Genomic DNA, 26,033 nt, shown 5'->3' on the forward strand with positions numbered 1-26,033 from the left:
CAAAATCGTCGAGGTTACATTACTAAGCTTCTTTAGTTAAATTATATAAACTTTGATCAGTTCCAATTTCAATGTCTAAGTTTCGTACTTTATCGTTAACAATAGTTATCGATTTACCTTGGAATATTGGTAATCCAGGTAACTCATCATTCATATATTTTTGCCATTTTACATAAATATCTTTACGTTTCTTTTCATCAATGCCTACTTTTTCGAAGTCTAATGCATCATCTAAATATTGATCTGATTTTGGTAAAACTGTTCTCATTTCATTTTGAGGTCTATCAGTATGGTATAAATCTGATGGATCTGGATCTGTACCGCCTGCCCATGATCTGAAGTACACTTCCATATCTTTAGATGCATTTGCTAAGTCTTCATTATATTTACCGAATTCTACTAACTTCACATTTGTTTTCAAGCCAACTTTTTCCCAGAAATCTTTTATCGCAGCAGTTCTTGGTTCAAAAGTAGGATTTGAACCTGAATAATGTTTAAAGTTAATCTCAAATTTATTACCTTTAGGATCTTCTCTAAATCCGTCACCATCTCTATCTTTATAACCTAACTTATCTAAGATTTTTTTAGCTTTTTCAGGATCATATTTATAATCGTTTAGTTCCTTAGGATCAGCTGCTATCCAATGCATTGATGGTACAAAACTATTTATTTCACTAGCGTAACCATTGAAAAATGCTTTGATCCATTTTTCTCTATCAATTGCATAAAGCATTGCTTTACGTAATTCTTTGTCTTCATATTTTGGTCTCACTTTACCAGTTTTATTAGCTTTTTTATCGTAATCATGAGATACGAATCCTATTAAACCGTAGTCTAAGCTTGGCGCAGATAATACCTTGAGACCAGCATTAGATGACTTAGCATCTTTTGCCATTGCACCGGTAGCATCATTCGTAACATCAATATCGCCTTTTTCCATCGCCTTAATAATTTGAGCTTGATCAATAACTTTCAAATTGATTTTGTCTAATGCAGGCTTACCTTGCCAATAATCATCAAATTTAACAAGTTGAACAGCCTCACCTGGGACGATTTTCTTAACTTTATATGGTCCAATACCAATAGGATATTTTCGGATTTTATCTGATTTCGCTAAATCTTTAATTGGTACATCTGATAAATATTTTTTACTTAATAAAGGTCCAGTAATAAATCCTGTTAAGTAATTTTCTTGCTTTTTATCAAATGTAACCTGCATAGTGTAGTCATCTATTTTCTTCAATCCGCTAATATGATCAGCTTTTCCTTCATGATAATCTTTTGCACCTTGGATATTTTCTACACTAGGATAATAAGCGCCTTCGTAATCCTTGTTAGCTAAGACTTCAATTGAATAAATCCAATCATCAATTTTTAATTCATTGCCATCATGCCATTTAATACCTTTTTTAATTTTAAATTCTATTTTCTTAGCCGGCTCGATGTCCTTCCATGAAGCAATATATGCCTTAGGACGTATTTTTTTATCAATTGCTAATAAGCTTTCGTTAAAATATCCTTCAACTACAGCATCTGCATGTGTACTATTTAATAACGAAGAATAAACGCCACTTGGCGGTGCTGTTAATGCTACATTTAAGGTACCACCTTTATGTTTTGAGGTTTCTGTTTTAGTAGCATCTTTTACTCCTTCATCTTTATTACTGCTTTTTCCGCAAGCACTCAACACTAAAACGATAACAATAAGTATTGAAATATATTTAATTAGCTTCCCCATTTATATGCCTCCTACTTTCAATCTAATTTTTTCTTTTTAGTTTACTCATAGAAAAAATTATTACAAGTTTATTTTTAGAATATTCAGTCATTAATGCATTTAATCAATTTCAGTAATTTAAAAAACGACTTATTTTAATTTTTTCCCAAGGTTTTTCTGCAATACAAAAAGACTGGAGATATATCTCCAGCCTAATTTACAAAGCATATTATTTTTTCTTCTTACCTGTTTCTTTATCTATCGATTTATCAATATATACATGTTTAAGTGAGTTATTTGGACCAAATTTATGGTAAATCAATCCTTTTACTTGAGGATTTGTTAAATGTGCAACACCTTTTTGATAAATTGGTGCTACCGGTGCATCTCCTAGGAACATTTCTTCTGCTTTTTTCAAGTTTTCATATCGTTCGTTCGGTTGAAGTGCCAATTTGGTTCTTGCTACTTTAAGTAATTGATCGTATTCTTTATTACCCCAGTCTGTATTATTTTGTGCGCTACCTGTGGTCATTGTTTCTAAGTAAGCCATAGGATCAGGGTAATCTGCAGACCAACCACTAAGTGATGCTTCAAAATTGTTACTCAGTTCTAGTGATACTCTTTGTTTAAACGGTAATTGTTTAATTTTCAAAGTGACACCTGGTAAATTTTTCTCAACTTGTGATTTGATGTATTCAGCAGATATTTTTGCATCTGGTGTATCTTCTGTGTTCATTGAAAATGTCAATTCATTTTTACCTAACTCTTTTTTAGCTTTGTCCCAGTGTTCTCTTGCTTCTTTAGGATTATATTTTAAAGGCGAATTCATGGTACTCGCATAATCTTTGCCATTAGGCGCTTTCGCAATGCCTTTGGCTGTTAATGTATCGGAAGGAATTGAGCCATTGTTTTTCACTGAATCAACGTATCCTTTTTTATCTATTGCTTGCGCGATAGCCAATCTTAAATTTTTGTTTTTAAAATCAGGATATTGTTTTTCATTCATTTTCACAAAAAATGTCCCAGACGTTAACACAAAGTTTAAACCTTTATTATCTTTATATTTATTTACTTGATCTGCTGTAATAACTGCGTCATCTACTGATTCAGTATCATACAATGATGCACCTGCTTGTAAGTCTTTAATAACTTTATAATTCACTTTATCTAATTTTACATTCTTTTTATCCCAATAATACTGATTTTTAGATAGTAAGGTTTTATCTTCTTGTTTCCAATCATCAACTTTAAATGGACCATTGTATACCGCTCTATCAGCTGCCGTACCATAATTTTTACCATATTTTTTGGCAACTTTTTCATTTTGAGGTGCAAATGTATTAAGTGCTAATAATTGATTAATATATGGAACCGGCTTTTCTAATTCAATTTGTAATGTTTCATCATCTAATGCTTTGATACCTAATTGCTCTACAGGTTTCTTACCAGTACTAATATCACTCGCATTTTTAATGTCCCCCATAATGTATGCAAATTCAGAACCTGTTTTAGGGTCAACTGTTTTTCTCCAAGCATAAACAAAGTCTTGTGCAGTCACTTTGTCACCATTGCTCCATTTAGCATCGCTTCTTAATTTAACCTTTAAAGTTTTCCCATCTTTACTCTTTTCTGGAAAAGCTTTCGCAACACCTAACACCGGTTTGTCACCTTTTCCTAATGTATATAAACCTTCGAATGTTTGCGCAGTCACTTCAGAAGATATTTCATCCGTAATTAATGATGTATCAAGTGATGTTAAGTCTGCTGACAAAATTTTTCTGAATACTTGACCTTTATCTGAATAAATACCATCGTCATTAGCACAACCACTTAATGCAATTGTGGCAACAAATATTAAAATCAGCGTTTTTAACTTTCTTGTCATTTTATTTCCCCCTTCCCCTTAATCTTGTGTTACCAACAAATTTTTTCGTAGTCGTGCCGCTTCATCTTCAGTACTAAAAACAAAATGCTTTGGTCTTATTTCATGTAATTGTCTTAAATGATTATTTGCTTCATCATCAATATAACTAAATCGTTTGCGACTACGTTCCGATTCAGGATCCGGTTGAGGAATTGCCGACAATAAAGACTTAGTATAATCATGTAATGGATATTGATAAATATCGTCTGCTGGTCCGATTTCTACAATTTTCCCAAAATGCATGACTGCAATTCGATCAGAGATATACTTCACCATTGATAAATCATGTGCAATAAATAGGAATGTAATACCTTTTTCACGCTGTAATTTTAATAACAAATTGACTACTTGAGCTTGAATTGAAACATCCAATGCTGAAATAGGTTCATCTGCTATAATAAATTCTGGTTCAACGGCTAATGCACGGGCAATTCCAATACGTTGGCGTTGTCCACCTGAAAATTCATGAGGATAACGATTGGCATGTTCTTTACTTAATCCAACAGTTTCAAGTAAATCATAGACACGTTTTTTACGCTCACGTTTATCAGTTGCTAAATGATGGATATCAATACCTTCAGCTACTATATCCATTACTTTTAACCTAGGATTTAAAGACGCATATGGGTCTTGAAAAATCATCTGTATCTTTTTATTAAATTTAAGCAAATCTTTACGTTTACGAATCTTTTGTATATCAATACCCTCATACAAAATTTCTCCACTTGTAATATCATTAAGTTTGATAATTGATTTACCAGTTGTAGATTTACCACACCCCGATTCTCCTACTAAACCTAATGTTTCCCCTTTGTATATTTCAAACGAAATATTTTCAATCGCTCTCACTTCGTTTTTCTTTCCTGCGTTAAAATATTGCTTTAAATTTTTAATAGATAATAGCACTTCATCATTTTTCATTGAACGACACCCTTTCTACCTTGAGTGGTTTTTCATAATTATTAGGCATCGGTTTCATACGTTGTTTTACCAGCTCGGGTAGTTCAACTTTTGGTGCACGTGCGTCTAATAACCAAGATTTCACAAAATGTGTCGGTGAAACTTTAAACCACGGTGGTTCTACTTTAAAATCAATATCTAATGCATATTGACTACGTCTAGCAAATGCATCACCTTTAGGTGGGTGTAATAAATCAGGTGGCGCTCCAGGAATCGCTAGTAATGGTGTGTCATTTGTTGTTGATAAATCAGGCATTGACGATAATAATCCCCATGTATATGGATGCTTTGGATCATAAAATATTTCGTTAACATCTCCTGTTTCAACCATTTGACCACCATACATAACTGCCACTCTATCAGCAATATTCGCAACAACCCCTAAATCATGCGTTATAAAAATAATTGCTGTATCGATTTTTTGTTGTAGTTCTTTCATTAAATCTAAAATTTGTGCCTGCATCGTTACGTCTAATGCAGTCGTTGGTTCATCAGCAATGAGCACTTTAGGTTCACAAGCTAATGCGGTTGCAATAACAATTCTTTGCCTTTGTCCACCTGAAAATTGATGTGGATATGCTTTAAATCTTTTTTCTGCATTTGGTAAACCTACAAGATTTAGTATTTCCAATGCGCGCTTTTTAGCTTGTGCTTTACTATAATTTTTGTGCTTAATTAATGGTTCCATGACTTGTTTACCAATTTGCATCGTTGGGTTTAAAGATGTCATTGGATCTTGAAAGATCATTGAAATATCTTTGCCACGTAATTTAATTAACTCATTTTCAGGTTTTTTTGCTAAATCTTCCCCTAAAAATAAAATTTCTCCCTTTTTAATTCTTCCTGTGTCCCCTTGGAATAATTTTGTAATTGCTTTTGTTGTTACAGATTTACCTGAACCTGATTCACCAACAATTGCCAATGTTTCCCCTTTGTTTAAATAAAAATCTACACCTCTCACTGCCTGCACTTCCCCTGCTGTAATATCAAAGGAAACATGCAAATCATTTACTTCTAATATTCTTTCAGTCATATGCTATGCCCCCTTTTATTTACGCATTTTCGGATCAAATGCATCACGTAATCCATCACTAAATAAGTAAAAGAATAGAATTAATAAACTTAAAATCATTGCTGGTATAAATAATTCATGTGGATAAATTAATAACATTGCGCGCCCATCATTTACTAATGATCCTAACGATGTTTGAGGTGCGGGTACACCTATACCAATGAAACTTAAAAATGCTTCGAAGAAAATAGCACTAGGTATTGTAAACATTGATGTAACCACGATAGCACCTAACGTATTAGGTAAAATATGCTTAAATATCAATTTGAATTTTGAAGCCCCCAATGTTTTCGAAGCCATGACAAACTCTTGATTTTTCAATTTTAAAAATTCTCCACGTACAACTCTGCTCATGCCTAACCAGCCTGTGATAGACATAGCCAATATAATTGTCCAAATGGATGGTTCAAAAATTAATACAAATAAAATTACGACAATTAAATTCGGAATAGATGCTATGACTTCAAGTATACGTTGCATAATCGTATCGACACGTCCACCGAAGAATCCAGAAATCGCACCATATACAACGCCAATAAAAATATCTAACATCGCTGCAACAACACCGATAAACAATGAAATTTGAGCACCTTTCCATGTTCTTGTCCATAAATCTCGACCCAACTGATCAGTACCAAACCAATAATTTTCTTTAGCATTTGCTGCTTTATAAGCATCCTTGCCATCTGCATCTTTACCATCAAAAGGTAAAAATGGAACTTTGTCTAATACAGGTATTTTTGCCGGAAGATTTCTATGTTGTACATTTTGTTCAGCATAATCATGTTTATTTATAACTGGACCGATAAAAGCAAATATTACAATGATAATTAAACCTATCATACCGACAACAGCTAACTTATTTCGTTTTAACTGAGCCCAAGCATCTTGCCAAAAGTTTTTGCTTTCTCGTTGCATTTCAGGTTCCTGATTCAAATCTAATTCTCTAATAATAAAATCAGATGATGCGATAGCGTCAGAGGTATGTGTCATAGCTGCATTAGAATGATCGTCGTTAATCGACAAATTGTTTTTATTTTCAGCCATTATTTTTTACCTCCTTGAACACGAATTCGTGGATCTATCACACCGTACAAAATATCTACAATAAAAATAGAAACGATAAACAATGTGCTAAATAATAGTGTGATTGCCATGATTACTGAGAAATCATTTGTTGTAATTGAACGTACGAATTGATCCCCTAATCCAGGAACCCCAAAAATATTTTCAATTGTTAAAGTGCCTGTTAAAATACTTGCTAACATGGGAACGATAATTGTAATAATTGGAATTAAAGCATTTCTAAGTGCATGTCCAAAAAGTACACGCATTGTCGAATTACCTTTAGCTCTCGCTAATAAAATGTAGTCTGAACTTAATACCTCTATCATCTCTGCTCTTATGTATCTGGCGACAGTTGCTAAAACAGCTGCAGATAATGCAAGTGACGGTAATACCGCGGTCGAAAAACCTTCCCACCCAGCTACTGGGAACCATCTTAATTTAACTGCAAATACATATTGTAAAAGTACAGCAAGTACAAAAGATGGTACAGATACTGCAATAACTGAAATAACTGTAGTTGTATAGTCAACCCAAGAATTTTGTTTAGTAGCTGCTGCAACACCTAAAATAAGTCCCAGTATCACACCGATGAACATCGCTGTAAGACCCATTTCAAAAGAAGGTAGTAGTCTTGGTTTAATCAAATCCCACACAGGTTGATTATGATACTGGAATGAATTACCAAAATCGCCTGTAACAACATTTTTTAAATAATGTAAATACTGCGTAGCTACAGGATCATTTAATCCATATTTTTCATTTAAAATTTCTTTTTGTTCAGCATTTAATTTAGCATCGTTAAATGGCGAACCTGGCATTAATTTCATTAAGAAAAATGTAATTGTAATAATAATAAATAAAGAAATAAGCATATAAATAAATCGTTTGAAAATATATTTCCCCATCTAATCCCCTCCTCTAACAAATTCCGATTTCTAAATTTCCATTCCCTTCAAAATTTTCTGAAATCTTAACTAATATTATATATACAATATTTACTATATATCAATATTTTTTTGCTTTAAACTAATGAAGAATGATTGATTTTAGAATTTCAATAAAACTGAAGAAATTAAAAAATCATTCCTCAATGTCTCATTTTAATGTAAACTATGCGTAAGAGTTTTCTATAAGTGGGAGTGATCAAATGTTGAAAAAATGGCTTGGAATGGCACTAATAACCCCAATGTTAACGTTTATTATATGGGTTTTTAATAGCCATACTATCATTACATATTTAAATATATTGTTTTATGTTTCATTAATTATTTTTATTAGCATATTTTTGATTTTACTTGTACAAGAAGGCATTTTTGATGCGACAAGTTATGGTTTTAGAAGATTAAAGTATCAAATGTCATCTTCGAAAAAGAAGAAGTCTATCTCTGATGATCCATTTTTCAACCCACAAGAGGTAAAAAAAGAGCATTACTTTGTTTCTACATGGATAATACCCTTATTATTAATAAATATTTTATATTTTATTATGGCGATTGTGCTGTCGCTCATCTTAGTATAAAGAAACAGAAAAAATCTTCAGTAACTAAAACAACGTTACTGAAGATTTTTATAATTATGCTTCAAATTTCTTGAATACTAATACTGCGTTATGTCCACCGAATCCTAAGCTATTACTCATTGCATAAGTAATATCAAGGTCTTGCGCTTCATTTGGAACAATATCCAAATCACATTCTGGGTCTGGTGTTACCGCATGAATTGTCGGTGCGACTTTAGAGTCTTTAATTGAAAGCGCTGAGAAGATTGCTTCAATTCCACCTGTTGCACCAAGTAAGTGACCAGTCATTGATTTTGTTGAGCTAACTTTTAAGTGTTTAGCTGCTTCACCAAATGTATTTTTAATAGCTTTAACTTCATTTAAGTCACCAACAGGAGTACTTGTACCATGGGCATTTAAGTATTGTACATCTTTAGGTTCAATACCAGCATCATCCATAGCTGCTTGCATTGCTCTAGAACCGCCTTCACCTTCTGGAGCTGGTGCTGTAATATGATAAGCATCACCTGTAGTACCATAGCCAACTATCTCAGCATAAATATTGGCACCTCGAGCTTGTGCTGATTCTAAAGATTCGATTACTAAAATACCAGCACCTTCACCCATAACAAAACCGTCTCTGCCTTCTTGGAATGGACGACATGCTGTTTCAATGTCATCATTTGTAGAAAGCGCTCGACTTGCACTGAAACCTGCAATTGCCATATGAGTAATTGGTGCTTCTGTACCACCAGTAATCATTGCATCTGCATCACCGCGTTGCACAATTTTAAATGCTTCTCCGATTGAGTTTGTACCTGTTGCACATGCTGTAACTGTTGCACCATTTGGTCCTTTTGCACCTAAGTCAATTGATACTTGTCCAGTTGCCATATCAGGAATTAACATTGGTACGAAAAATGGACTCACACGTCTTGGGCCTTTATCCATTAATTGTTTATGTGCAATTTCAAATGTTTCCATACCACCGATACCAGAACCAATCCATACACCGATTCGATCTGCAGTATTTTCATTGATATCTAATTGCGCATCTTTAACAGCCTCTCTAGCTGCTACAATTGCATATTGAGTAAATCTATCCATACGACGCGCTTCTTTTTTGTCGATATGATCTTCAATATTAAAGTTTTTAAGTTCTCCTGCTAAGTGAACGCTATAAGGTTCAGTATCGATACGTGTAATTTTATCGATACCATTTACGCCTTTTAGAGCATTCTCCCATGTTGTTTTGACATCATTACCGATTGGAGAAAGGGCTCCCATACCTGTAATAACTACTCTTTTATTTTGACTCATTCGTTATCCTCCTATTTTCCCCATTTTATTGTCATTGCGCCCCAAGTTAGGCCGCCACCGAATCCGACAAGAACAATTGTATCATCATCTTTGAGTTTACCATTTTTTAATTCTTGATCGATACTTAAAGGTATTGACGCAGCTGAAGTATTTCCATATTTATTTACAGAAACACTCATTTTGTCTTTTGAAATACCTAAGCGTTCTCTAGCTGATTCCATAATTCTAATATTAGCTTGATGAGGAATAAATAAATCTATATCATCTGATGTTAAATTCGCTTTTTCAACTACACGTGTTGATGCATCACCCATAATTCTAACAGCAAATTTAAATACTTCTCGACCATTCATTTTCAGTTTACCAGTATCTTTATCTAAATATAAATGTTTACCACCAGTGCCATCAGAACCCATTTCATAACTTATAATACCTCTGCCTTCTGAAACTTCACCGATGATAACCGCACCTGCACCATCTCCAAATAGAACTGCAGTAGAACGGTCAGTTAAATCTGTTATTTTAGATAATTTATCTGCACCGACAACTAAAATATTATGATAATCTCCAGATTGAACATATTGTTTAGCTGTAATCATTGAATACATAAATCCAGAACATGCTGCAAGTTGATCCATAGAGGCAACTTTGCCCGTCCCTAAACGTTCTTGCAACATATTTGCGACAGTTGGAAATGGCATATCTCCAGTTGCTGTGGCAACAATTATCATATCTATATCTTCGGGCTGAATACCAGCGTCAGCGATTGCTTTTACACTTGCTTCATATGCTAAATCTGAAGTATCTTGATCGTCATCTGCCCAATGTCTTTCTTTAATTCCAGTCATCTTAGAAATCCATTCATCAGATGTATCTAAAAATTGCTCAAAATAGGCATTGTCAATAATCTTTTCTGGTGCATATGCACCAAAACCTTTAATACCCACGTTCATAGTTGAACACCTTCTTAATAAAATTTTTAATACCAGGTATTAATTTAACATAGATTACTTTTTAAACTCAAGTCAGACGTAGGAATATTGACTAGTTAATAAAATTTTAATGCTTTATTATCGTCAAATTTCAGTATGAAATTGGTTTTAATGCGCTTAAATTAGAATAGCCATTCAGATAAAATCATTTATTTAAACTGTATAATATGGTCAAAATATATGAGATGTTACTATACAAATTTCTAACTTTCACTTAAAATAAAATATATATAATTAAAGTGGAGGTAGAATGACATGAAACACCTCGTAACATTCTTTTGGGCATTATTATTAATGCAAATGGTTAACTTTGTACTTAATAGCCTAGTAGGTGGAGACAGCTTAAATGTAGTGAATCCAATTATCATGGCAGTATTGTTCACGATTTTCACAGCAATTTTTGCTGCAGTAATTAAACCGCCGAAAGATTCATCACAATAACTATTTAGTATAAAATGAAATATGTCTTTCTTATTATTGAAGCTGCCCAGATAAAGGCGGCTTTTATTTTTGGCCATAAATGTTTTGTATTATGAATATTTTAAAGCTCAATGACCTCTAACCCATCACATTAAAATTTAGAAAAGCCTTAATACAAAGATGTCATTTACGAGTAATCTTTGTATCAAGGCAATTATATTATAATCATCACTGTAAAATTAAATGCTTCATGTTGAATTTGATAATTTTAAGTGTTTATTTAGTTTTTACATTAATATCAATTTGTTTAATTGAATTTGAATCAAACAAGTTTGCTGTATAACTATCTTTCTTTAAATCCACTTCTTTTTTACTGCCATCTTTCCAAGTAATCGTGTAAACGGCAGATTTTGCATTTCGAATCTTCTCAGGTGTTACACCACGTTCATCATATAATAAAGCTTTAACTTTATTTCCTAAATCTAAATATGATAATTGGCTATCTTTTGGTAAATTTAAGTAAGATTGATTGAAAGCCATAATGCCATCTACTGCAATTGTATATGGAACATTTTGCATTTCTTTAGCTTTTTGAGTTGCCGGTAGTTTGTCCTTTTCTGCTGCAGATACCTCATTACTTGCCACAGTAGCGCCAGTCGTTGCGATCATGCCCAGTGCCAAAGTTACAGTTATAAATGATTTTAATTTCATATAATCTCTCTCCTTTGTGAGTTAAAGTATCTTACAAAATCAATATAACACAAATCTAAAAGTTTCAAAAATTATAAGTATGTAAATTGTTTACTTGTTTTTAAAAATAAATTTTAATTAATGTAAAAGCTGTAATTGTTAACACTTTCTATTTTTTCGAATAAATTCACATTACAATAACTAAGTTTACATTTCTTAAATTTAATTACTTCTTTGCATTATAGCGAACGCCGTACCTAATATATAAATTAAATCCCTTGTTTCTTCATACTTTTAATTGAACAATTTTATATTGATGAGATATTTAGTATTAAATTTTTCTTCCTATAAGGTTAATACTTGTTTGATCAATTTTATGTTGATTTACTTCTTTTAAAAATTCATTCAAGTAGAACCCATTCTTCAAATTTAAAGAATGATCTAATGCATAAACTGTTAATTCATATTGATGATCTTTATCAGGTGGTGTTGGTCCTACATAGTGATTTTCTATTTCTGAAAAATCTTCAGCCAACAACCCACTAGTAAAGCTATTTTTACCTTGTACATAGTCACCCTTTGTTCTTGATAAATCTGCTTTTATAGAAATTGAATTGCCACTAACACTTACATTAGCTACACTCCAATGAATCCATGCAAAGCCACACACAGGAATTGCATCATAGTCAATTAAAGACCAAGCAAGATATTTAGTCCCTTCCGGTAATTCAGTTACTTCAAATGGAAATGATTTAATTGGATTCCCGTTAATAGAATCACTCACATCTGCACCTGCTGCGTATTCATATGGTATATTGTTCCCTTTAAATTCAGTTTTTATTTTCATGTTGCTCTCTCCTTGTAAAATAAAATATTATTATTAAATATATAAAAATTAATAACGAAATAAATAATATTAAGTATTGAATAGTTCCTATTGTATATAAGTAACCACCCATAAGTAAAAATGCGATATTAAAAATAAAATATAACGTTTCTGCATAATTAAGCATCACTCTTAAGTTACTACTGCTAGAAAGTTTATTTATAGTTTGTGGACGAGTTAACCCTGAAGAAATACCTAAAAATATCATAGAAATAGTAACTGCTATGAAACTTTGATATGTATATATTATTAAAAATATTACTAAACAAATTTCTGACACAAACTTATAGTTCAAGTATTTAGTTAAATAACGTGAAGATACAAAACCCATAACTGTGTAACAAGTTAATACTGAAATAAATTGTAAATTATTCAGTTTTAAATCATTATATATATTAATTGGAATAAATCCTATAAAAAATCCTAATATTAACGCTCTTAAAAAAGAATAATGCAATATCCAAAACTTCTCTTCCGGTAGAAATTTCTTTATCTTTCCCTTTGTTTCTCCTATTAAATTTAATTCCCTATTTTCAACTAATGTGCATCGAATAATTATAATTGTTAGAATTGAAAATATACCAGTCATTATTATAGGCCATTTAATATTTATTCCATAAAGATAACTACCTATAATCCCTGAAATTAATAATGATAGGAACATATAGCTATTTGACTTATTTTGTACGTATTTCTCATTTGTTATATTTCTTTTAATTATTGCTGTATCAACACCCGCCATCATTGAGTAACTTAACCCTAATAATATTTGTGCCACTACTAAAATTAAATATTGATTTTGATATAATAACAACAATAAACCGATGATTTTGAATATTTCACTAACAACTAATTTATTAGAATCTTTTAAGTTACAAATTTTAAAACACTTCTCTTTGTATAGAGAGAATAAAAATGCTGCAATGCCATAAGACGCCATTAATATTTCTAATTGTATTATGGAATAACCTTGAATCAAAAAGTAAATTAATAAAAACGGTAAATAAAAGTATGCTCGTGAAAAAATTCGGTATAAATAAATCCCAAGTATTAACTTATTCATAAATAATACCTGTACCTAGTCTTTCTTTTATTTCTTCAAACTTTATATCTCCTTCTCTTAATAATTCAATTTTATTATCTGTCACTTTAATAATCGTACTAGATGTTTTATAGTTAGTTTTATTTTGACTTCTTAGCAAATATCTTACATTTTCGCCCATGTGCTTAATTGCTTCATTTTCAGTTATTAAAATATCATCGGCAGTTCCAGAGATATTTGCTGAAGTAATTGCTATAGGTGAATTAATATATGAAATAAATCTTCTCATCGTTTTATTTTGTACACATCCTATAGCTATACTATCTGAATTATTGAGCATATAATTATAACTTGTTTTATTTTTTAAAATAATATTTAATGGTCCAGGCCAAAATATTTCAACTAGTTTATCAACTATTTCCGTATTTTGATTATCTCCATACAATTTCCAATCCTCTGGCTTATCAATAAATAATGATAATGGCTTATCTTTCGATCGCTTTTTATATTCAAATATTTTATCGATACAAAGATCGTTGTTAGGTAAACTACATAAATTATAATTAGTATCAGTAGGAACAATCACTGGAAAACCATCTTGTAATTGTAAATAAAGTTTTTCAAAACTTTTTACAGAATCATTTAAAATTTCCATCTTTACTCCTCCTTTTTATTATCTGAAGTAAATCCACTGTATCTTCAGGTGCTACTTCAGGTGAAAACTTGTTCACAAGTTTATAGAAAGAAATATTTTCATCAATTTCTTCAGTGTTAACTATTGATTTAAATTTATTGTGCAAGATTTTCTTACTAGAAATATTACTTATTGGAAACTGAACAACTTGTGAATTTTTCAATCCTAAATCACTAGGAACTAAATATTGATACATATTTATATTTTTTTTAGTACCATCTTGATGAATTCCTGATTCATGTTTAAATATATTTTCACCAATTATAGGTTTGTTTTCTGATATTTGAAAATCGAGAATTTTAGAAATATTAATACTAGTTTTATATACGTCGGGTAAAGTGAATTCCGTACTTTCTATTTGTTTTTTTGTCAAAATAGTAATTATTTCCTCAATAGGAGCATTACCCGCTCTCTCACCAATTCCCAAAAATGTAGTTTCTATTTGCTTTGCACCATTTAAAATTGCAGCTAATGTATTTGCAGTAGCCAACCCTAGATCGTTATGACAATGAGCAGAAAAAATTATGTTAGAATATTTTTTTACAAAGTAATTAAAAATATCTCCGTATTCTAATGGTGTCGAACATCCTACAGTGTCCGCAAATGTAACTGTTCTAACTTGATATTTTGAAATAATTTCCATGTATTCTTTCAATTTTTCTCTAGAAGTCCTTGTTGCATCTTCAAAACAAATATCTACTCCTTTTTTATCTTTCTTTAATATATCCAAGCAGTCTTTGATTTTCTGAATATAATATTTATTTGAAAAATTAAGCTTTTCTTTTATATGCAAGTCAGATATTGGCAATAGTATTTTTACCACTAAATTATGAATTTTCAATTTGACTATTTTTTTATTTCTTTTTCATTAAGCCTAGTCAATACTACTAATTCTTTTTCAGGGCTTAAAATGTCTCTGAATTGATGAATATTAAATTCATCCTCGATAGTAGTACACATGCCTACTTCAACAGAATTTATATTTAACTTGTTAATTTGTTTCAATACTTCTTTTTTTTATAAATAGACTTTTTCGAACATTACTTTTTTGCATACCATCCCTTATTGTATTATCTTGAATTCGAATCATATTACTTCACCCCCTCGATAACCTCTGATATAATATTAATATTATTTTTATGCAATAAAAATTAAATATTATCTAATGAATTATTAACTTTTTTGAAAGAGGTAAGTTCATGAATTTGGATTGGTACTATACATTTGTCATTTTAGCGAAGACGTTAAACTATCGATTAGCTAGTGAAGAAATTAATCTCACTATACCTTCTATACATAAGCAAATTAAAAATTTAGAACAACATCTCAATGTGAAACTATTTGAAACTTATAAAAATCAAATTATCTTGACTGAAGATGGTCATACATTTCTTCCAATTGCGCAAAGTTTTATTGAACAATATGAAAGTGGCATCAAACATATCCAACTTAAAAAGACGATGTTTCAATCGAAATTAAATGTTGTCGTGTCTTCATATATCGCGACATTCATTATGCCCAAATTTTTAAAATCTTTCTTTAACGAGCATCCGTTTATCGATGTTTCTCTCCATGTCAAAAATGAAAATATTGAAAAAGATATTAATAATCATACGTATGACATTGGGATTAGCAGAAATCAACCTAAACTAAGAGAAGTTCATTCTGAAAAAGTATGTGAAGGTAAAATTGTATTGATTGCTCCCAATAAAGAGAATAATCATCTTCTAACTGAGGCATCTTTATTTGAAAAATACAAAATAATAAGTGATAACCATCCAGAATATTGGTCATCACTTAAAAATAATATTTTAAATATTTATGAAAAAGCACAATTTCTATCTATCAATGATGTGCATACTTCAATTAAATTAATCGAAATGAATCAAGGCATATCATTCCTGCCTATTTATATAACAACAAATAGTAATTACAATATTTCGGTTATTAACACGAAAATTTTACAAGCACCTATTTCATTTACATATATATACAGCAAAAAAGAAAGTCCAGAAATATTGGCGTTTATTAAATCATTTAAAAAGTATATTGCCAATGAACAATTATAATAAATTTCAAATCTAAAAAACCAAGAATGCGATTAATCATCACATTCTTGGTTCAATTTTATTCATGAATTTTTTCAACATTAAACGTTAAGTTATTGTCTGAATTTAAATTAACTTTAATCGTTGTACCTTCTGGGAATCCCTCTTTAATCATCATACGTGCTAATGGTGTTTCAATTTGGCGTTGTACAAAACGTTTTAATGGTCTTGCACCGTATTGAGGTTCATAAGCTTCTTGACCTAGCCAAGCTTTAGCATCATCAGAAACTTCAATTGAGATTCGTTGTTCTAGTAATCTTATATTTAATTGCGTTAATATTTTATCTACAATCATACTCATGTCATCAATGGATAGAGGTTTAAATAATACGATGTCATCCATACGATTCAAAATTTCTGGTTTGAAATATGCATTTAAACTTGTCATAACAGCTTTTTCTGTTGATTCTGTAATTTCACCAGTCTCTTTTACGTTTTCTAATAAAACTTGAGATCCAATATTACTTGTCATAATAATAATAGTATTTTTAAAATCAACGCTACGTCCTTTAGAATCAGTTAAACGGCCTTCATCTAAAATTTGCAATAATACATTAAAGACGTCAGTATGCGCTTTTTCAACCTCATCTAATAAGATAACTGAGTATGGATTACGACGAACCGCTTCAGTTAATTGACCCCCTTCATCATGTCCAATATATCCTGGAGGTGCCCCTATCAATCTTGATACTGCATGTTTTTCCATATATTCACTCATATCGATACGAATCATATGTTTTTCAGAATCAAATAATGATGCAGCTAATGATTTAGCTAATTCAGTTTTACCTACCCCAGTTGGACCTAGGAATAAGAAACTACCAATAGGTCTGTTTGGATCTTTAATACCTGCTCTTGCTCTAACTACTGCATCTGAAACCAGGTCAACCGCTTTATCTTGACCTACAACACGTTTATGCAAGATATCACTTAAGTGAAGTAATTTTTCACGTTCTGTTTCAACTAATTTTGAAACTGGTATGCCTGTCCATTGGCTGACAATATCGCCAATTTCTTCGTCTGTTACAACTTCACGAATCATTCGATCTGTATCTTCACCTTGCTCATCTTGGAAATTATCCTCTAATTCTCTAAGTTCTTTTTCCAATTGAGGAATTGTTCCATATTGTAGTTCAGCTGCTTTTTCTAAATTGTTATTTGTTTGTGCATCTTCCAACGCTTGTCTACTTTCATCTAGTTGCGCACGTTTTTCTTGTAAGTTTGCTATTTTTTCTTTTTCTGATTCTACACGAGATTGAAGTGCTGCTTGTTTCTCTTTTTCATTGGCAAGCTCTTCTTGTAGTTCTTGTAATCTCTGTTTGCTCGCATTGTCAGATTCATTTTTAAGTGCGCTTTCTTCAATTTCTAATTGCATAACACGTCTATTAACTTGATCCAATTCAGTTGGATTTGATCCCATTTCCGTACGAATTGTTGCACATGCTTGGTCAACTAAATCAATCGCTTTATCTGGTAAAAAACGATCAGTGATGTAACGATCAGACAATTCAGCGGCAGCAACTAAGGCTCTATCTTGAATACGCACACCATGATACACTTCATATCGTTCTTTTAAACCACGTAAAATTGAAATTGTATCTTCAACATCAGGCTCACTAACTGCTACTTTTTGGAAACGACGCTCTAATGCCGAATCTTTTTCAATATATTCTCTATATTCATTTAAAGTTGTTGCACCAATACAATGTAACTCTCCTCGTGCTAACATTGGTTTTAGCATGTTGCCTGCATCCATGGCACCATCTGTTTTACCAGCACCTACAAGCATATGGATTTCATCAATAAATAATATAATTCTACCATCAGACTCTTTAACTTCTTTTAGGACTGCTTTTAATCTCTCTTCAAATTCACCACGATATTTAGCGCCCGCTACTAATGCGCTTAAATCTAACTCAAAAACAGTTTTATCTAATAATGATTCTGGCACATCTTTCTTAACTATACGCTGCGCTAATCCTTCAACAATTGCAGTTTTACCAACACCTGGTTCACCAATGAGCACAGGGTTGTTTTTAGTTTTACGACTTAAAATACGAATCGTATTTCGAATTTCTTCATCTCTTCCTATAACAGGATCCATTTTACCTTGTCTAACTTCTTCTACTAAGTCGCGGCCATATTTAGCTAATGCTTCGTAATTAACTTCTGGATTTTGTGATGTCACGTGATTTCCCCCTCTTACTTTTTTAATAATTTCTTTGATAACTTCTACTTTATTATTTATATAATGTTTTGTTGTTTGATCAATGTCCATTGCCGAACATAAAATATGCTCCATTGAAATATATTCATCTTCATATTCTTTCATGTATGATTCAGCCTTAGTTATCAATTGGTTTGCTTGTTGGCTAATATATTGACCATATTGTATATTGTCACCTTCTACAGATGCATACGTATTTAGTTTGTCTTCATAAGCTTTGTTTAATTGATCTACCTCAATATTTGCTCGTTCTAAAATACTTTTATATAAGCTTTCACTTTCATTTAAGGCAGCGCTTAAAATTGCCTCAATTTCTATATTTTGTAATTTATGTTGCTGACTCAGTTCAACTGCTTGTTGTAAAGCACTTTGAACAGCATATGTCATTTTATTTATATCCATTAATTTCACCTCTAATTTGTAGAGTTGGTCAAGTTGCACTTTTGACTTTGACTTTCTTTGACCTTAATTATATTATAGTCCCAATATAATCATTTATCAACTCTTTTACACTTAAATTTCCTAATATTTGTAAATAATTTTTTGAATTAAAAAAATCTAGCTAATGTTACGTTACACATTAACTAGACTTATTAAACATATGTTATTTCTTTTTAAGTGCTTTTAATATTTCATCTTTTAAAGCTAGGACTCCTTTGTACTCTAAATGTACACCGTCTGGTGCAAAATATTCACTATGTCCTTGTGATCGCTTATACCAATCAATTAATGTGACATTGGACTTTCGTTTCGCCGCGTCAGCTAATAATCGATTTACATTTGCCTCATAAATTCTTGGAACACGTGTATTAACTAAATAAATCTTGGCTTTTCCAAATTGATTAAGTAAATCGTCGAGCTGTTTGACAGTAAAGTCGCCATTTGTACCTAATTCTAATACAACTTGATCAGATGATTTTTTATATTGTGAATAATTCGCTTTAACTAAAGGTAAGGTTTGATACAATTGACGCCCTACTTTTCCATCAATTCTAGACTTAGGAACTGATGACTTAAATGACTCACCGATATCAACCATTACTGAATCACCGATTAAAAGAGGTTTAATATTATTATATACGTCGGAAGATTCCTTTTTCTTCTCACTTACTAAGCCATCAATGTGAATGTTATCAATTGGTGCTATCCGCATTAAATAATTATCTTCAATAGTGGTATCAAAGCTATTCGCTTTTTCTCCTATAATGTCTTTACCATATTTATTGAATGCACCTACTAAAATCAACATAAATGGAATTAACAAGGTTACTACAATTGCCATTCTTATAAATTGTGGTATATAAGAAGGTCGCCAATTTAAAGCTTTAATACCTTCTTTTCTAAATGGAGTTTCTATAAAGCGATATGATAGCTCTGCAAATATAATTGTTAAACTTATATCTATAAAGTACACATATACAGGTATCTGTCCGTCTACATAGTAACTATGTACGAAACTAATTACTGCAAAATGCCATAAATATAGACTGTAAGATCTTTTCCCGGTAAATACTAACACTGGATTTGAAAATATCTTCGCTATCCATGTAGATGGATGAACGACACTGGCAATAATAAATAACGTTAATATGGAAATTAAATAGAAACCTCCATCATATATCCAATTCGTCTCATCATTAATAATGAAAAATAATAATATAAGTACTATAAATGATAAACTACCTATGCTATCAATAACATATTTTACAACTTTAGGTGGATCATTTTTCAATTTAAACGGTGGCCATAAAAAAGCTAAAATAACACCCAGTAACAATGTCTGTAATCTTGTATCTGTTCCAAAATACACTCGTGAATGATCCCCATTAATACTGTAGATAAACATCATTAACCCTAAAGAAATTATAGATACTCCCCAAAAAATAAATCCTATTTTGTATCGCTTTTTAATTGTTAACAATAATGTAACCAAAATAACTGGGAAAAATATGTAAAACTGTTCTTCAATTGCTAAAGACCATAAATGCTTTAATGGCATAAATGAAAATTGCTCAAAATAATTAACATCTTTTGCTATATACCACCAATTTGATACATAAAATATCGCAGCAATAATATCATGTTTAACCCTAATGATATTATCTGATTTTAATAATAAGGTTGCTGTCCCTACAACCATTAATAAAACTATGACTGCTGGTAATAAACGTTTTAAACGACGTATCCAAAAGCTTTTCAATTTAATGATACCTGTGTCATCATACTCTTTGAGTAATAAGCTTGTAATTAAATAACCAGAGATCACAAAAAATGTATCCACACCTAAAAAGCCACCTGTCAACCATTGCTTATTTAAGTGGTAAATAATAATTCCTAGAACAGCGATTGCCCTCAAACCATCGAGCCCTGGCATATATCTCATTTTCTTATATTTTGTAAAACCCTTTGTTTTGTTCATTTTTGCATTCTTCCCTTTTAAAACTGTTCTTCTTAGATGCTTAATTAAATTTAGTTATGCTGTTTAAAAGAATATTGAAATGCATATGTATATTATTGAATTACGACATCATCAAAATCATATTGACTAAAATACTGTTAAATTAAAAAATTACCAATGATGATTCTTACTTCGAAATCCAATTTGTAATGCAACTCGGCAACTTAAAAACTATGAAGTATTATGTATTGTAATATAACTGTAATATAAATTCAATTTATTATAAAAATTTTCCCGAAAATATTCAACTAGGAAATGAATTGTACACTCTTAGAAGTGCGAGTCACTGTCTTAGTTCATATTTTTTGAAACAAGTTAGATATAAATTTTCAAAATAAAATCAGAACCTTGAACGTAAATAAGGCTCCCTTCAATGTCTACTTTGAAGGGAGCTTATTCACAATGAATTATACTCTACAATGTTATATTGACTGCGGGGCCCCAACACAGAGAATTTCGAAAAGAAATTCTACAAGCAATGCAAGTTGGGAGCGGAGCCCCAATTGGATTTCCAATTTCTACAAGCAATACAAGTTTATGTTAGCTCACACCAAGTGCAATCTTAGCGTAACGTGACATCATATCTTTTGTCCAAGGTGGACTCCATACGATATTCACTTCAGTATCCTGAATTTCAGGAATCTCTGCTAATACTGTTTTAACTTGATCAATAATTTGAGGTCCCATTGGACATCCCATTGATGTTAAAGTCATATCAACTGTACATACGCCTTCATCATCAACATTCACTTTGTATACTAAACCTAAATTAACGATATCAATTCCTAATTCAGGGTCAATTACCATTTCTAATGCACCTAAGATACTATCTTTCAATGCCTCTTCCATCCATATCACCTCTTTAATGTCATATTATTCATAATATATCAAATATCCGACAAAACGCCAATAAAATGCTATGATGTATCTATATGAACTAAGCAACTTATGAGGAGAGAGATATGCAACCACATTTAATATGTCTAGACTTAGACGGAACATTATTAAACGATAACAAAGAAATTTCATCATATACTAAACAAGTATTAAATGAATTACAACAACGTGGACACCAAATTATGATTGCGACTGGCAGACCTTATCGTGCAAGTCAAATGTATTATCATGAATTAAATTTAACGACACCAATTGTTAATTTTAATGGCGCTTACGTACATCACCCTAAAGATAAAAACTTCAAAACTTGCCATGAAATTTTAGATTTAGGCATCGCACAAAATATTATTCAAGGATTACAACAATATCAAGTATCGAATATTATTGCAGAAGTGAAAGATTATGTTTTCATTAACAATCATGATCCAAGATTATTTGAAGGTTTTTCAATGGGTAATCCAAGAATTCAAACTGGTAATTTACTTGTCCACTTGAAAGAATCCCCTACCTCAATTTTAATTGAAGCCGAAGAAAGTAAAATACCTGAAATCAAAAATATGCTTACTCATTTTTATGCCGATCATATTGAGCATCGACGCTGGGGCGCACCATTCCCTGTCATTGAAATTGTAAAACTTGGTATTAATAAAGCAAGAGGTATTGAACAAGTTAGACAATTTTTAAATATTGACCGAAATAATATTATTGCATTCGGTGATGAAGATAATGATATAGAAATGATTGAGTACGCCCGCCATGGTGTTGCTATGGAAAATGGTTTGCAAGAACTTAAAGATGTAGCGAACAATATTACATTCAACAATAATGAAGATGGCATTGGTCGATATTTGAATGATTTCTTTAATTTAAATATTAGATATTACTGTTAATTTATAACTAATCATTTTATAATATTTTAAAACAATAGGAGGTAAGTTACGATGCCCAAAATAGTCGTAGTCGGAGCAGTCGCTGGCGGTGCTACATGTGCCAGCCAAATTCGACGTTTAGATAAAGAAAGTGACATTATTATTTTTGAAAAAGATCGTGATATGAGCTTTGCTAATTGTGCATTGCCTTATGTCATTGGCGAAGTTGTTGAAGATAGAAAATATGCTTTAGCATATACACCTGAAAAATTTTATGATAGAAAACAAATTACAGTAAAAACTTATCATGAAGTTATTGCAATCAATGATGAAAGACAAACTGTATCTGTATTAAATAGAAAGACCAACGAACAATTTGAAGAATCTTACGATAAACTCATATTAAGCCCTGGTGCAAGTGCAAATAGCCTTGGCTTTGAAAGTGATATTACATTTACACTTAGAAATTTAGAAGACACTGATGCTATCGATCAATTCATCAAAGCAAATCAAGTTGATAAAGTATTGGTTGTAGGTGCAGGGTATGTTTCATTAGAAGTTCTTGAAAATCTTTATGAACGTGGTTTACACCCTACTTTAATTCATCGATCTGATAAGATAAATAAATTAATGGATGCCGACATGAATCAACCTATACTTGATGAATTAGATAAGCGGGAGATTCCATACCGTTTAAATGAGGAAATTGTTGTTATCAATGAAAATGAAATTACATTTAAATCAGGAAAAGTTGAACATTACGATATGATTATTGAAGGTGTCGGTACTCACCCCAATTCAAAATTTATCGAAAGTTCAAATATCAAACTTGATCGAAAAGGTTTCATACCGGTAAACGATAAATTTGAAACAAATGTTCCAAACATTTATGCAATAGGCGATATTGCAACATCACATTATCGACATGTCGATCTACCGGCCAGTGTTCCTTTAGCTTGGGGCGCTCATCGTGCAGCAAGTATTGTTGCCGAACAAATTGCTGGAAATGACACTATTGAATTCAAAGGCTTCTTAGGCAACAATATTGTGAAGTTCTTTGATTATACATTTGCGAGTGTCGGCGTTAAACCAAACGAACTAAAGCAATTTGACTATAAAATGGTGGAAGTCACTCAAGGTGCACACGCGAATTATTACCCAGGAAATTCCCCTTTACACTTAAAAGTATATTATGACACTTCAAACCGTCAGATTTTAAGAGCAGCTGCAGTAGGAAAAGAAGGCGCAGATAAACGGATTGATGTACTATCGATGGCAATGATGAACCAGCTAACTGTAGATGAGTTAACTGAGTTTGAAGTGGCTTATGCACCACCATATAGCCACCCTAAAGATTTAATCAATATGATTGGTTACAAAGCTAAATAAATGAATCATGCGATTCAATCTAATCTTAATTCTCTAGGTTAGAATTATGTTGGACTGGTACTACTATCCAGTCCATTTTTTTGTTTAAACATTTTTAGAATCAAAAAAGACATAAGGTCTTGGACTTATAATTGTCCATGCCTTATGTCATTTACTATATGTCTTATCAATTAGCCAATACCGAATAATTTTGATAAAGGCCCTAACGGTAGAATGACACCTAATACCATTGTGATGATAATTAATGCAATTGTTATCCAAAACATTGTGTGACTTTGTTCATGTCTCTTTCTTTTAGCAATCGACACTTCCATCAATCCAACTACTGCAACACCACACAGCATTTTCAATGTAAGCAACATATGATTTGCCCCGCCATTCATAAATGACTGAATTAATATCCAAAATCCTGAAATTAACGTCAACAGCATAAATAATCGTAGTACCATATGTAATGGTTTGAAATATGGCGTGCCACCTTGATTTTTTGAAATATTTAAGTATGTAGCGATAAATAAAATGATTGCTAATACCCAACTTAAAATATGTAAATGTAACATATTAATTCCCCCACTTTAATAATTTTAGTTATTAAATTAAAACTTCGTGGGATAAATACCCACTTTCTTATAATTTAATCATTATTTATTCATACACAAATATATATTTTACCACACTTCTATATTTGTGAGGAAGAACATGACATTTTATTACTTATTAGAATATTGTGCATCTGCTGTAAAATAATCAACTACTGCTTAATATCAACATTTCACTTTCGTCTCAAAATGGTAACATTATAAACAATGATCTTTAACACCTTTTTAGAAAAGCAAGAAAAAACTAACCAATCTATATAAAGACCGGTTAGCTTTTTAAATGATAATTATTTAGCGATATAAGTTGTCAGCGTTCCAATATTATCAATAGTCACTTTAACTTCATCACCTGGTTGTAAGAATTTAGGTGGTTGCATACCTGCACCAACGCCTGCTGGTGTACCAGTTGCAATAATATCTCCCGGATGTAGTGCAACATATTTTGAAATTTCTTCTATTAATTCATCAATTTTAAGAATCATTTCGCCAGTGTTACCATCTTGTCTAATTTCATTGTTAACTTTTGTAACAATATTTACATTTTCAGGTAATGGTAGTTCGTCTTTAGTAACGATATAAGGACCCATTGGGCAACCGCCAGTTAAACTTTTTGATAAAAATGCTTGATCTTGTTCACTTTGCGCTTTGCGATCAGTGATATCGTTAATAATTGTATAGCCGTAAACATAATCTAAAGCTAATGCTTTTGGAATCTTTTCACCAGACTTACCAATAACAATACCTAATTCACCTTCATAATCTAATTGATCAGTAATATCTTTATGATTTGGAATTGTTGCATTATCTCCTGTTAAAGATGACGCTGCTTTTGTAAATACATATAATTTTTCCACTTCATGATTTAATTCGTTCGCATGATCTTTGTAATTTCTACCAAAAGCAATCACATTATTCGGAGGTGTTACTGGTGGTAAAAATTCAATGTCATTAAATGAAATTTTATAGTCTTCAGCTTTGCCGCTATCTTCTGCTGCTACAACTGCTTTACGTACTTGTTCTTGAAAATCTAAAGTATGATTTTGTTGTAAACCAGCTAACAATGTTTTAGGATGGAAATCTCCTTCTGCAAAGTCAGCAAATACTTGTGTTAAATCCCATACAGCATCTTCGCGTTTTACTTTAACGCCATATGAAGTTTTGTCATTATACTTGAATGATAAGAATTTCATTCATTCTCAACTC

Annotated in this window: 22 protein-coding genes and 1 pseudogene; 5 read left to right on the forward strand and 18 right to left on the reverse strand. The window is 31.5% G+C overall.

The features are described 5' to 3' along the window. Positions 1 to 22 precede the first annotated feature (22 nt). The 6 genes from opp4A to opp3b all read right to left on the reverse strand — a co-directional run bounded on the left by opp4A (position 23) and on the right by opp3b (position 7,646). Complete coding sequence (gene opp4A / locus JV528_RS10045) at positions 23 to 1,738, reverse strand: oligopeptide ABC transporter substrate-binding protein (RefSeq protein ID WP_204177197.1); 1,716 nt, start codon at positions 1,736 to 1,738, stop codon at positions 23 to 25. Positions 1,739 to 1,946: 208 nt separating this feature from the next. Continuing rightward, positions 1,947 to 3,602, reverse strand: a complete 1,656-nt coding sequence (locus JV528_RS10050) for a peptide ABC transporter substrate-binding protein (RefSeq protein ID WP_000197098.1) — start codon at positions 3,600 to 3,602, stop codon at positions 1,947 to 1,949. Between the two features lie 18 nt (positions 3,603 to 3,620). Further along, complete coding sequence (locus JV528_RS10055) at positions 3,621 to 4,562, reverse strand: ABC transporter ATP-binding protein (protein WP_000786749.1); 942 nt, start codon at positions 4,560 to 4,562, stop codon at positions 3,621 to 3,623. Next, positions 4,552 to 5,634, reverse strand: a complete 1,083-nt coding sequence (locus tag JV528_RS10060; RefSeq protein ID WP_000140050.1) for an ABC transporter ATP-binding protein — start codon at positions 5,632 to 5,634, stop codon at positions 4,552 to 4,554. Before JV528_RS10060 ends, JV528_RS10055 begins: the two co-directional genes overlap by 11 nt. Positions 5,635 to 5,649: 15 nt before the next feature. Further along, the gene (opp3C, locus tag JV528_RS10065; protein ID WP_000829638.1) at positions 5,650 to 6,720 is read right to left on the reverse strand and encodes an oligopeptide ABC transporter permease; all 1,071 of its coding nucleotides are present in this window, start codon (positions 6,718 to 6,720) and stop codon (positions 5,650 to 5,652) included. Beyond that, a complete protein-coding gene (gene opp3b, locus JV528_RS10070) occupies positions 6,720 to 7,646 on the reverse strand; it encodes an oligopeptide ABC transporter permease (protein ID WP_000521533.1) in 927 nt (308 codons plus the stop codon). The genes opp3C and opp3b overlap by 1 nt, the downstream gene beginning before the upstream one ends. Positions 7,647 to 7,888: 242 nt before the next feature. On the opposite strand from opp3b, the gene JV528_RS10075 reads away from it, so the two are divergent. After that, entirely contained in the window at positions 7,889 to 8,260 is a 372-nt protein-coding gene (locus JV528_RS10075) for a DUF3899 domain-containing protein (protein WP_000915160.1), read from the forward strand. A 54-nt stretch (positions 8,261 to 8,314) separates the two neighbouring features. Here JV528_RS10075 and fabF read toward each other — a convergent pair whose 3' ends face one another. Then, positions 8,315 to 9,559 (reverse strand): beta-ketoacyl-ACP synthase II, encoded by a 1,245-nt coding sequence (gene fabF, locus JV528_RS10080; RefSeq protein WP_000081240.1) that lies wholly within the window; start codon positions 9,557 to 9,559, stop codon positions 8,315 to 8,317. Between the two features lie 11 nt (positions 9,560 to 9,570). Then, positions 9,571 to 10,512 (reverse strand): beta-ketoacyl-ACP synthase III, encoded by a 942-nt coding sequence (locus JV528_RS10085; protein ID WP_001100526.1) that lies wholly within the window; start codon positions 10,510 to 10,512, stop codon positions 9,571 to 9,573. A gap of 294 nt (positions 10,513 to 10,806) precedes the next feature. Between JV528_RS10085 and JV528_RS10090 the strand changes: the two genes are divergently transcribed. Continuing rightward, positions 10,807 to 10,992 carry a YjzD family protein gene (locus JV528_RS10090; protein WP_000682089.1) on the forward strand — a complete coding sequence of 62 codons (186 nt, stop codon included), beginning with the start codon at positions 10,807 to 10,809 and terminating at the stop codon, positions 10,990 to 10,992. A gap of 255 nt (positions 10,993 to 11,247) precedes the next feature. On the opposite strand, the gene JV528_RS10095 is transcribed toward JV528_RS10090, so the two are convergent. The 5 genes and pseudogenes from JV528_RS10095 to JV528_RS10115 form a co-directional block, all read right to left on the reverse strand. Next, positions 11,248 to 11,682 (reverse strand): MAP domain-containing protein, encoded by a 435-nt coding sequence (locus tag JV528_RS10095; RefSeq protein ID WP_000769690.1) that lies wholly within the window; start codon positions 11,680 to 11,682, stop codon positions 11,248 to 11,250. A gap of 310 nt (positions 11,683 to 11,992) precedes the next feature. Then, complete coding sequence (locus JV528_RS10100; RefSeq protein ID WP_000695346.1) at positions 11,993 to 12,508, reverse strand: YbhB/YbcL family Raf kinase inhibitor-like protein; 516 nt, start codon at positions 12,506 to 12,508, stop codon at positions 11,993 to 11,995. Continuing rightward, positions 12,492 to 13,610, reverse strand: coding sequence for an MFS transporter (locus JV528_RS10105; RefSeq protein ID WP_001037436.1), 1,119 nt, complete (start codon positions 13,608 to 13,610; stop codon positions 12,492 to 12,494). Before JV528_RS10105 ends, JV528_RS10100 begins: the two co-directional genes overlap by 17 nt. After that, on the reverse strand, positions 13,603 to 14,244 hold the full coding sequence (locus JV528_RS10110; RefSeq protein WP_204177196.1) for an L-threonylcarbamoyladenylate synthase: 642 nt from the start codon (positions 14,242 to 14,244) through the stop codon (positions 13,603 to 13,605). Before JV528_RS10110 ends, JV528_RS10105 begins: the two co-directional genes overlap by 8 nt. After that, positions 14,228 to 15,373, reverse strand: a pseudogene (locus tag JV528_RS10115) (LeuA family protein). The gene JV528_RS10110 and the pseudogene JV528_RS10115 overlap by 17 nt, the downstream one beginning before the upstream one ends. Positions 15,374 to 15,482: 109 nt before the next feature. Here JV528_RS10115 and JV528_RS10120 point away from each other — a divergent pair. Next, positions 15,483 to 16,352: a LysR family transcriptional regulator gene (locus tag JV528_RS10120; protein ID WP_196931834.1), complete on the forward strand. Its 870-nt coding sequence runs from the start codon at positions 15,483 to 15,485 to the stop codon at positions 16,350 to 16,352. Between the two features lie 58 nt (positions 16,353 to 16,410). Here JV528_RS10120 and clpB read toward each other — a convergent pair whose 3' ends face one another. The 3 genes from clpB to JV528_RS10135 all read right to left on the reverse strand — a co-directional run bounded on the left by clpB (position 16,411) and on the right by JV528_RS10135 (position 21,925). Beyond that, positions 16,411 to 19,020 carry an ATP-dependent chaperone ClpB gene (gene clpB / locus JV528_RS10125; RefSeq protein WP_065315862.1) on the reverse strand — a complete coding sequence of 870 codons (2,610 nt, stop codon included), beginning with the start codon at positions 19,018 to 19,020 and terminating at the stop codon, positions 16,411 to 16,413. A gap of 202 nt (positions 19,021 to 19,222) precedes the next feature. After that, a complete protein-coding gene (locus JV528_RS10130) occupies positions 19,223 to 21,037 on the reverse strand; it encodes an acyltransferase family protein (protein ID WP_065316462.1) in 1,815 nt (604 codons plus the stop codon). A 579-nt stretch (positions 21,038 to 21,616) separates the two neighbouring features. Beyond that, entirely contained in the window at positions 21,617 to 21,925 is a 309-nt protein-coding gene (locus JV528_RS10135) for a metal-sulfur cluster assembly factor (protein WP_000390575.1), read from the reverse strand. Between the two features lie 113 nt (positions 21,926 to 22,038). Between JV528_RS10135 and JV528_RS10140 the strand changes: the two genes are divergently transcribed. Both JV528_RS10140 and JV528_RS10145 read left to right on the forward strand, forming a co-directional pair. Then, positions 22,039 to 22,863, forward strand: a complete 825-nt coding sequence (locus JV528_RS10140) for a Cof-type HAD-IIB family hydrolase (protein ID WP_001182436.1) — start codon at positions 22,039 to 22,041, stop codon at positions 22,861 to 22,863. Positions 22,864 to 22,914: 51 nt separating this feature from the next. Next, positions 22,915 to 24,231 (forward strand): CoA-disulfide reductase, encoded by a 1,317-nt coding sequence (locus JV528_RS10145; protein WP_204177195.1) that lies wholly within the window; start codon positions 22,915 to 22,917, stop codon positions 24,229 to 24,231. 170 nt (positions 24,232 to 24,401) lie between these two features. Here JV528_RS10145 and JV528_RS10150 read toward each other — a convergent pair whose 3' ends face one another. Together JV528_RS10150 and JV528_RS10155 are read right to left on the reverse strand one after the other, a co-directional pair. Beyond that, the gene (locus tag JV528_RS10150) at positions 24,402 to 24,791 is read right to left on the reverse strand and encodes a YisL family protein (RefSeq protein WP_000902814.1); all 390 of its coding nucleotides are present in this window, start codon (positions 24,789 to 24,791) and stop codon (positions 24,402 to 24,404) included. A 326-nt stretch (positions 24,792 to 25,117) separates the two neighbouring features. After that, on the reverse strand, positions 25,118 to 26,020 hold the full coding sequence (locus JV528_RS10155) for a fumarylacetoacetate hydrolase family protein (RefSeq protein WP_000670752.1): 903 nt from the start codon (positions 26,018 to 26,020) through the stop codon (positions 25,118 to 25,120). Positions 26,021 to 26,033 lie beyond the last annotated feature (13 nt).

Source organism: Staphylococcus sp. GDB20D11A (assembly GCF_016893255.1).
Taxonomy (GTDB): Bacteria; Bacillota; Bacilli; order Staphylococcales; family Staphylococcaceae; genus Staphylococcus; species Staphylococcus aureus.

What these genes read in the sequence shown, in the direction of transcription:
- opp4A (WP_204177197.1), bottom strand. Translation starts at nt 1,738, where the DNA reads ATGGGGAAGCTAATTAAATATATTTCAATACTTATTGTTATCGTTTTA.
- JV528_RS10050 (WP_000197098.1), bottom strand. Translation starts at nt 3,602, where the DNA reads ATGACAAGAAAGTTAAAAACGCTGATTTTAATATTTGTTGCCACAATT.
- JV528_RS10055 (WP_000786749.1), bottom strand. Translation starts at nt 4,562, where the DNA reads ATGAAAAATGATGAAGTGCTATTATCTATTAAAAATTTAAAGCAATAT.
- JV528_RS10060 (WP_000140050.1), bottom strand. Translation starts at nt 5,634, where the DNA reads ATGACTGAAAGAATATTAGAAGTAAATGATTTGCATGTTTCCTTTGAT.
- opp3C (WP_000829638.1), bottom strand. Translation starts at nt 6,720, where the DNA reads ATGGCTGAAAATAAAAACAATTTGTCGATTAACGACGATCATTCTAAT.
- opp3b (WP_000521533.1), bottom strand. Translation starts at nt 7,646, where the DNA reads ATGGGGAAATATATTTTCAAACGATTTATTTATATGCTTATTTCTTTA.
- JV528_RS10075 (WP_000915160.1), top strand. Translation starts at nt 7,889, where the DNA reads ATGTTGAAAAAATGGCTTGGAATGGCACTAATAACCCCAATGTTAACG.
- fabF (WP_000081240.1), bottom strand. Translation starts at nt 9,559, where the DNA reads ATGAGTCAAAATAAAAGAGTAGTTATTACAGGTATGGGAGCCCTTTCT.
- JV528_RS10085 (WP_001100526.1), bottom strand. Translation starts at nt 10,512, where the DNA reads ATGAACGTGGGTATTAAAGGTTTTGGTGCATATGCACCAGAAAAGATT.
- JV528_RS10090 (WP_000682089.1), top strand. Translation starts at nt 10,807, where the DNA reads ATGAAACACCTCGTAACATTCTTTTGGGCATTATTATTAATGCAAATG.
- JV528_RS10095 (WP_000769690.1), bottom strand. Translation starts at nt 11,682, where the DNA reads ATGAAATTAAAATCATTTATAACTGTAACTTTGGCACTGGGCATGATC.
- JV528_RS10100 (WP_000695346.1), bottom strand. Translation starts at nt 12,508, where the DNA reads ATGAAAATAAAAACTGAATTTAAAGGGAACAATATACCATATGAATAC.
- JV528_RS10105 (WP_001037436.1), bottom strand. Translation starts at nt 13,610, where the DNA reads ATGAATAAGTTAATACTTGGGATTTATTTATACCGAATTTTTTCACGA.
- JV528_RS10110 (WP_204177196.1), bottom strand. Translation starts at nt 14,244, where the DNA reads ATGGAAATTTTAAATGATTCTGTAAAAAGTTTTGAAAAACTTTATTTA.
- JV528_RS10120 (WP_196931834.1), top strand. Translation starts at nt 15,483, where the DNA reads ATGAATTTGGATTGGTACTATACATTTGTCATTTTAGCGAAGACGTTA.
- clpB (WP_065315862.1), bottom strand. Translation starts at nt 19,020, where the DNA reads ATGGATATAAATAAAATGACATATGCTGTTCAAAGTGCTTTACAACAA.
- JV528_RS10130 (WP_065316462.1), bottom strand. Translation starts at nt 21,037, where the DNA reads ATGAACAAAACAAAGGGTTTTACAAAATATAAGAAAATGAGATATATG.
- JV528_RS10135 (WP_000390575.1), bottom strand. Translation starts at nt 21,925, where the DNA reads ATGGAAGAGGCATTGAAAGATAGTATCTTAGGTGCATTAGAAATGGTA.
- JV528_RS10140 (WP_001182436.1), top strand. Translation starts at nt 22,039, where the DNA reads ATGCAACCACATTTAATATGTCTAGACTTAGACGGAACATTATTAAAC.
- JV528_RS10145 (WP_204177195.1), top strand. Translation starts at nt 22,915, where the DNA reads ATGCCCAAAATAGTCGTAGTCGGAGCAGTCGCTGGCGGTGCTACATGT.
- JV528_RS10150 (WP_000902814.1), bottom strand. Translation starts at nt 24,791, where the DNA reads ATGTTACATTTACATATTTTAAGTTGGGTATTAGCAATCATTTTATTT.
- JV528_RS10155 (WP_000670752.1), bottom strand. Translation starts at nt 26,020, where the DNA reads ATGAAATTCTTATCATTCAAGTATAATGACAAAACTTCATATGGCGTT.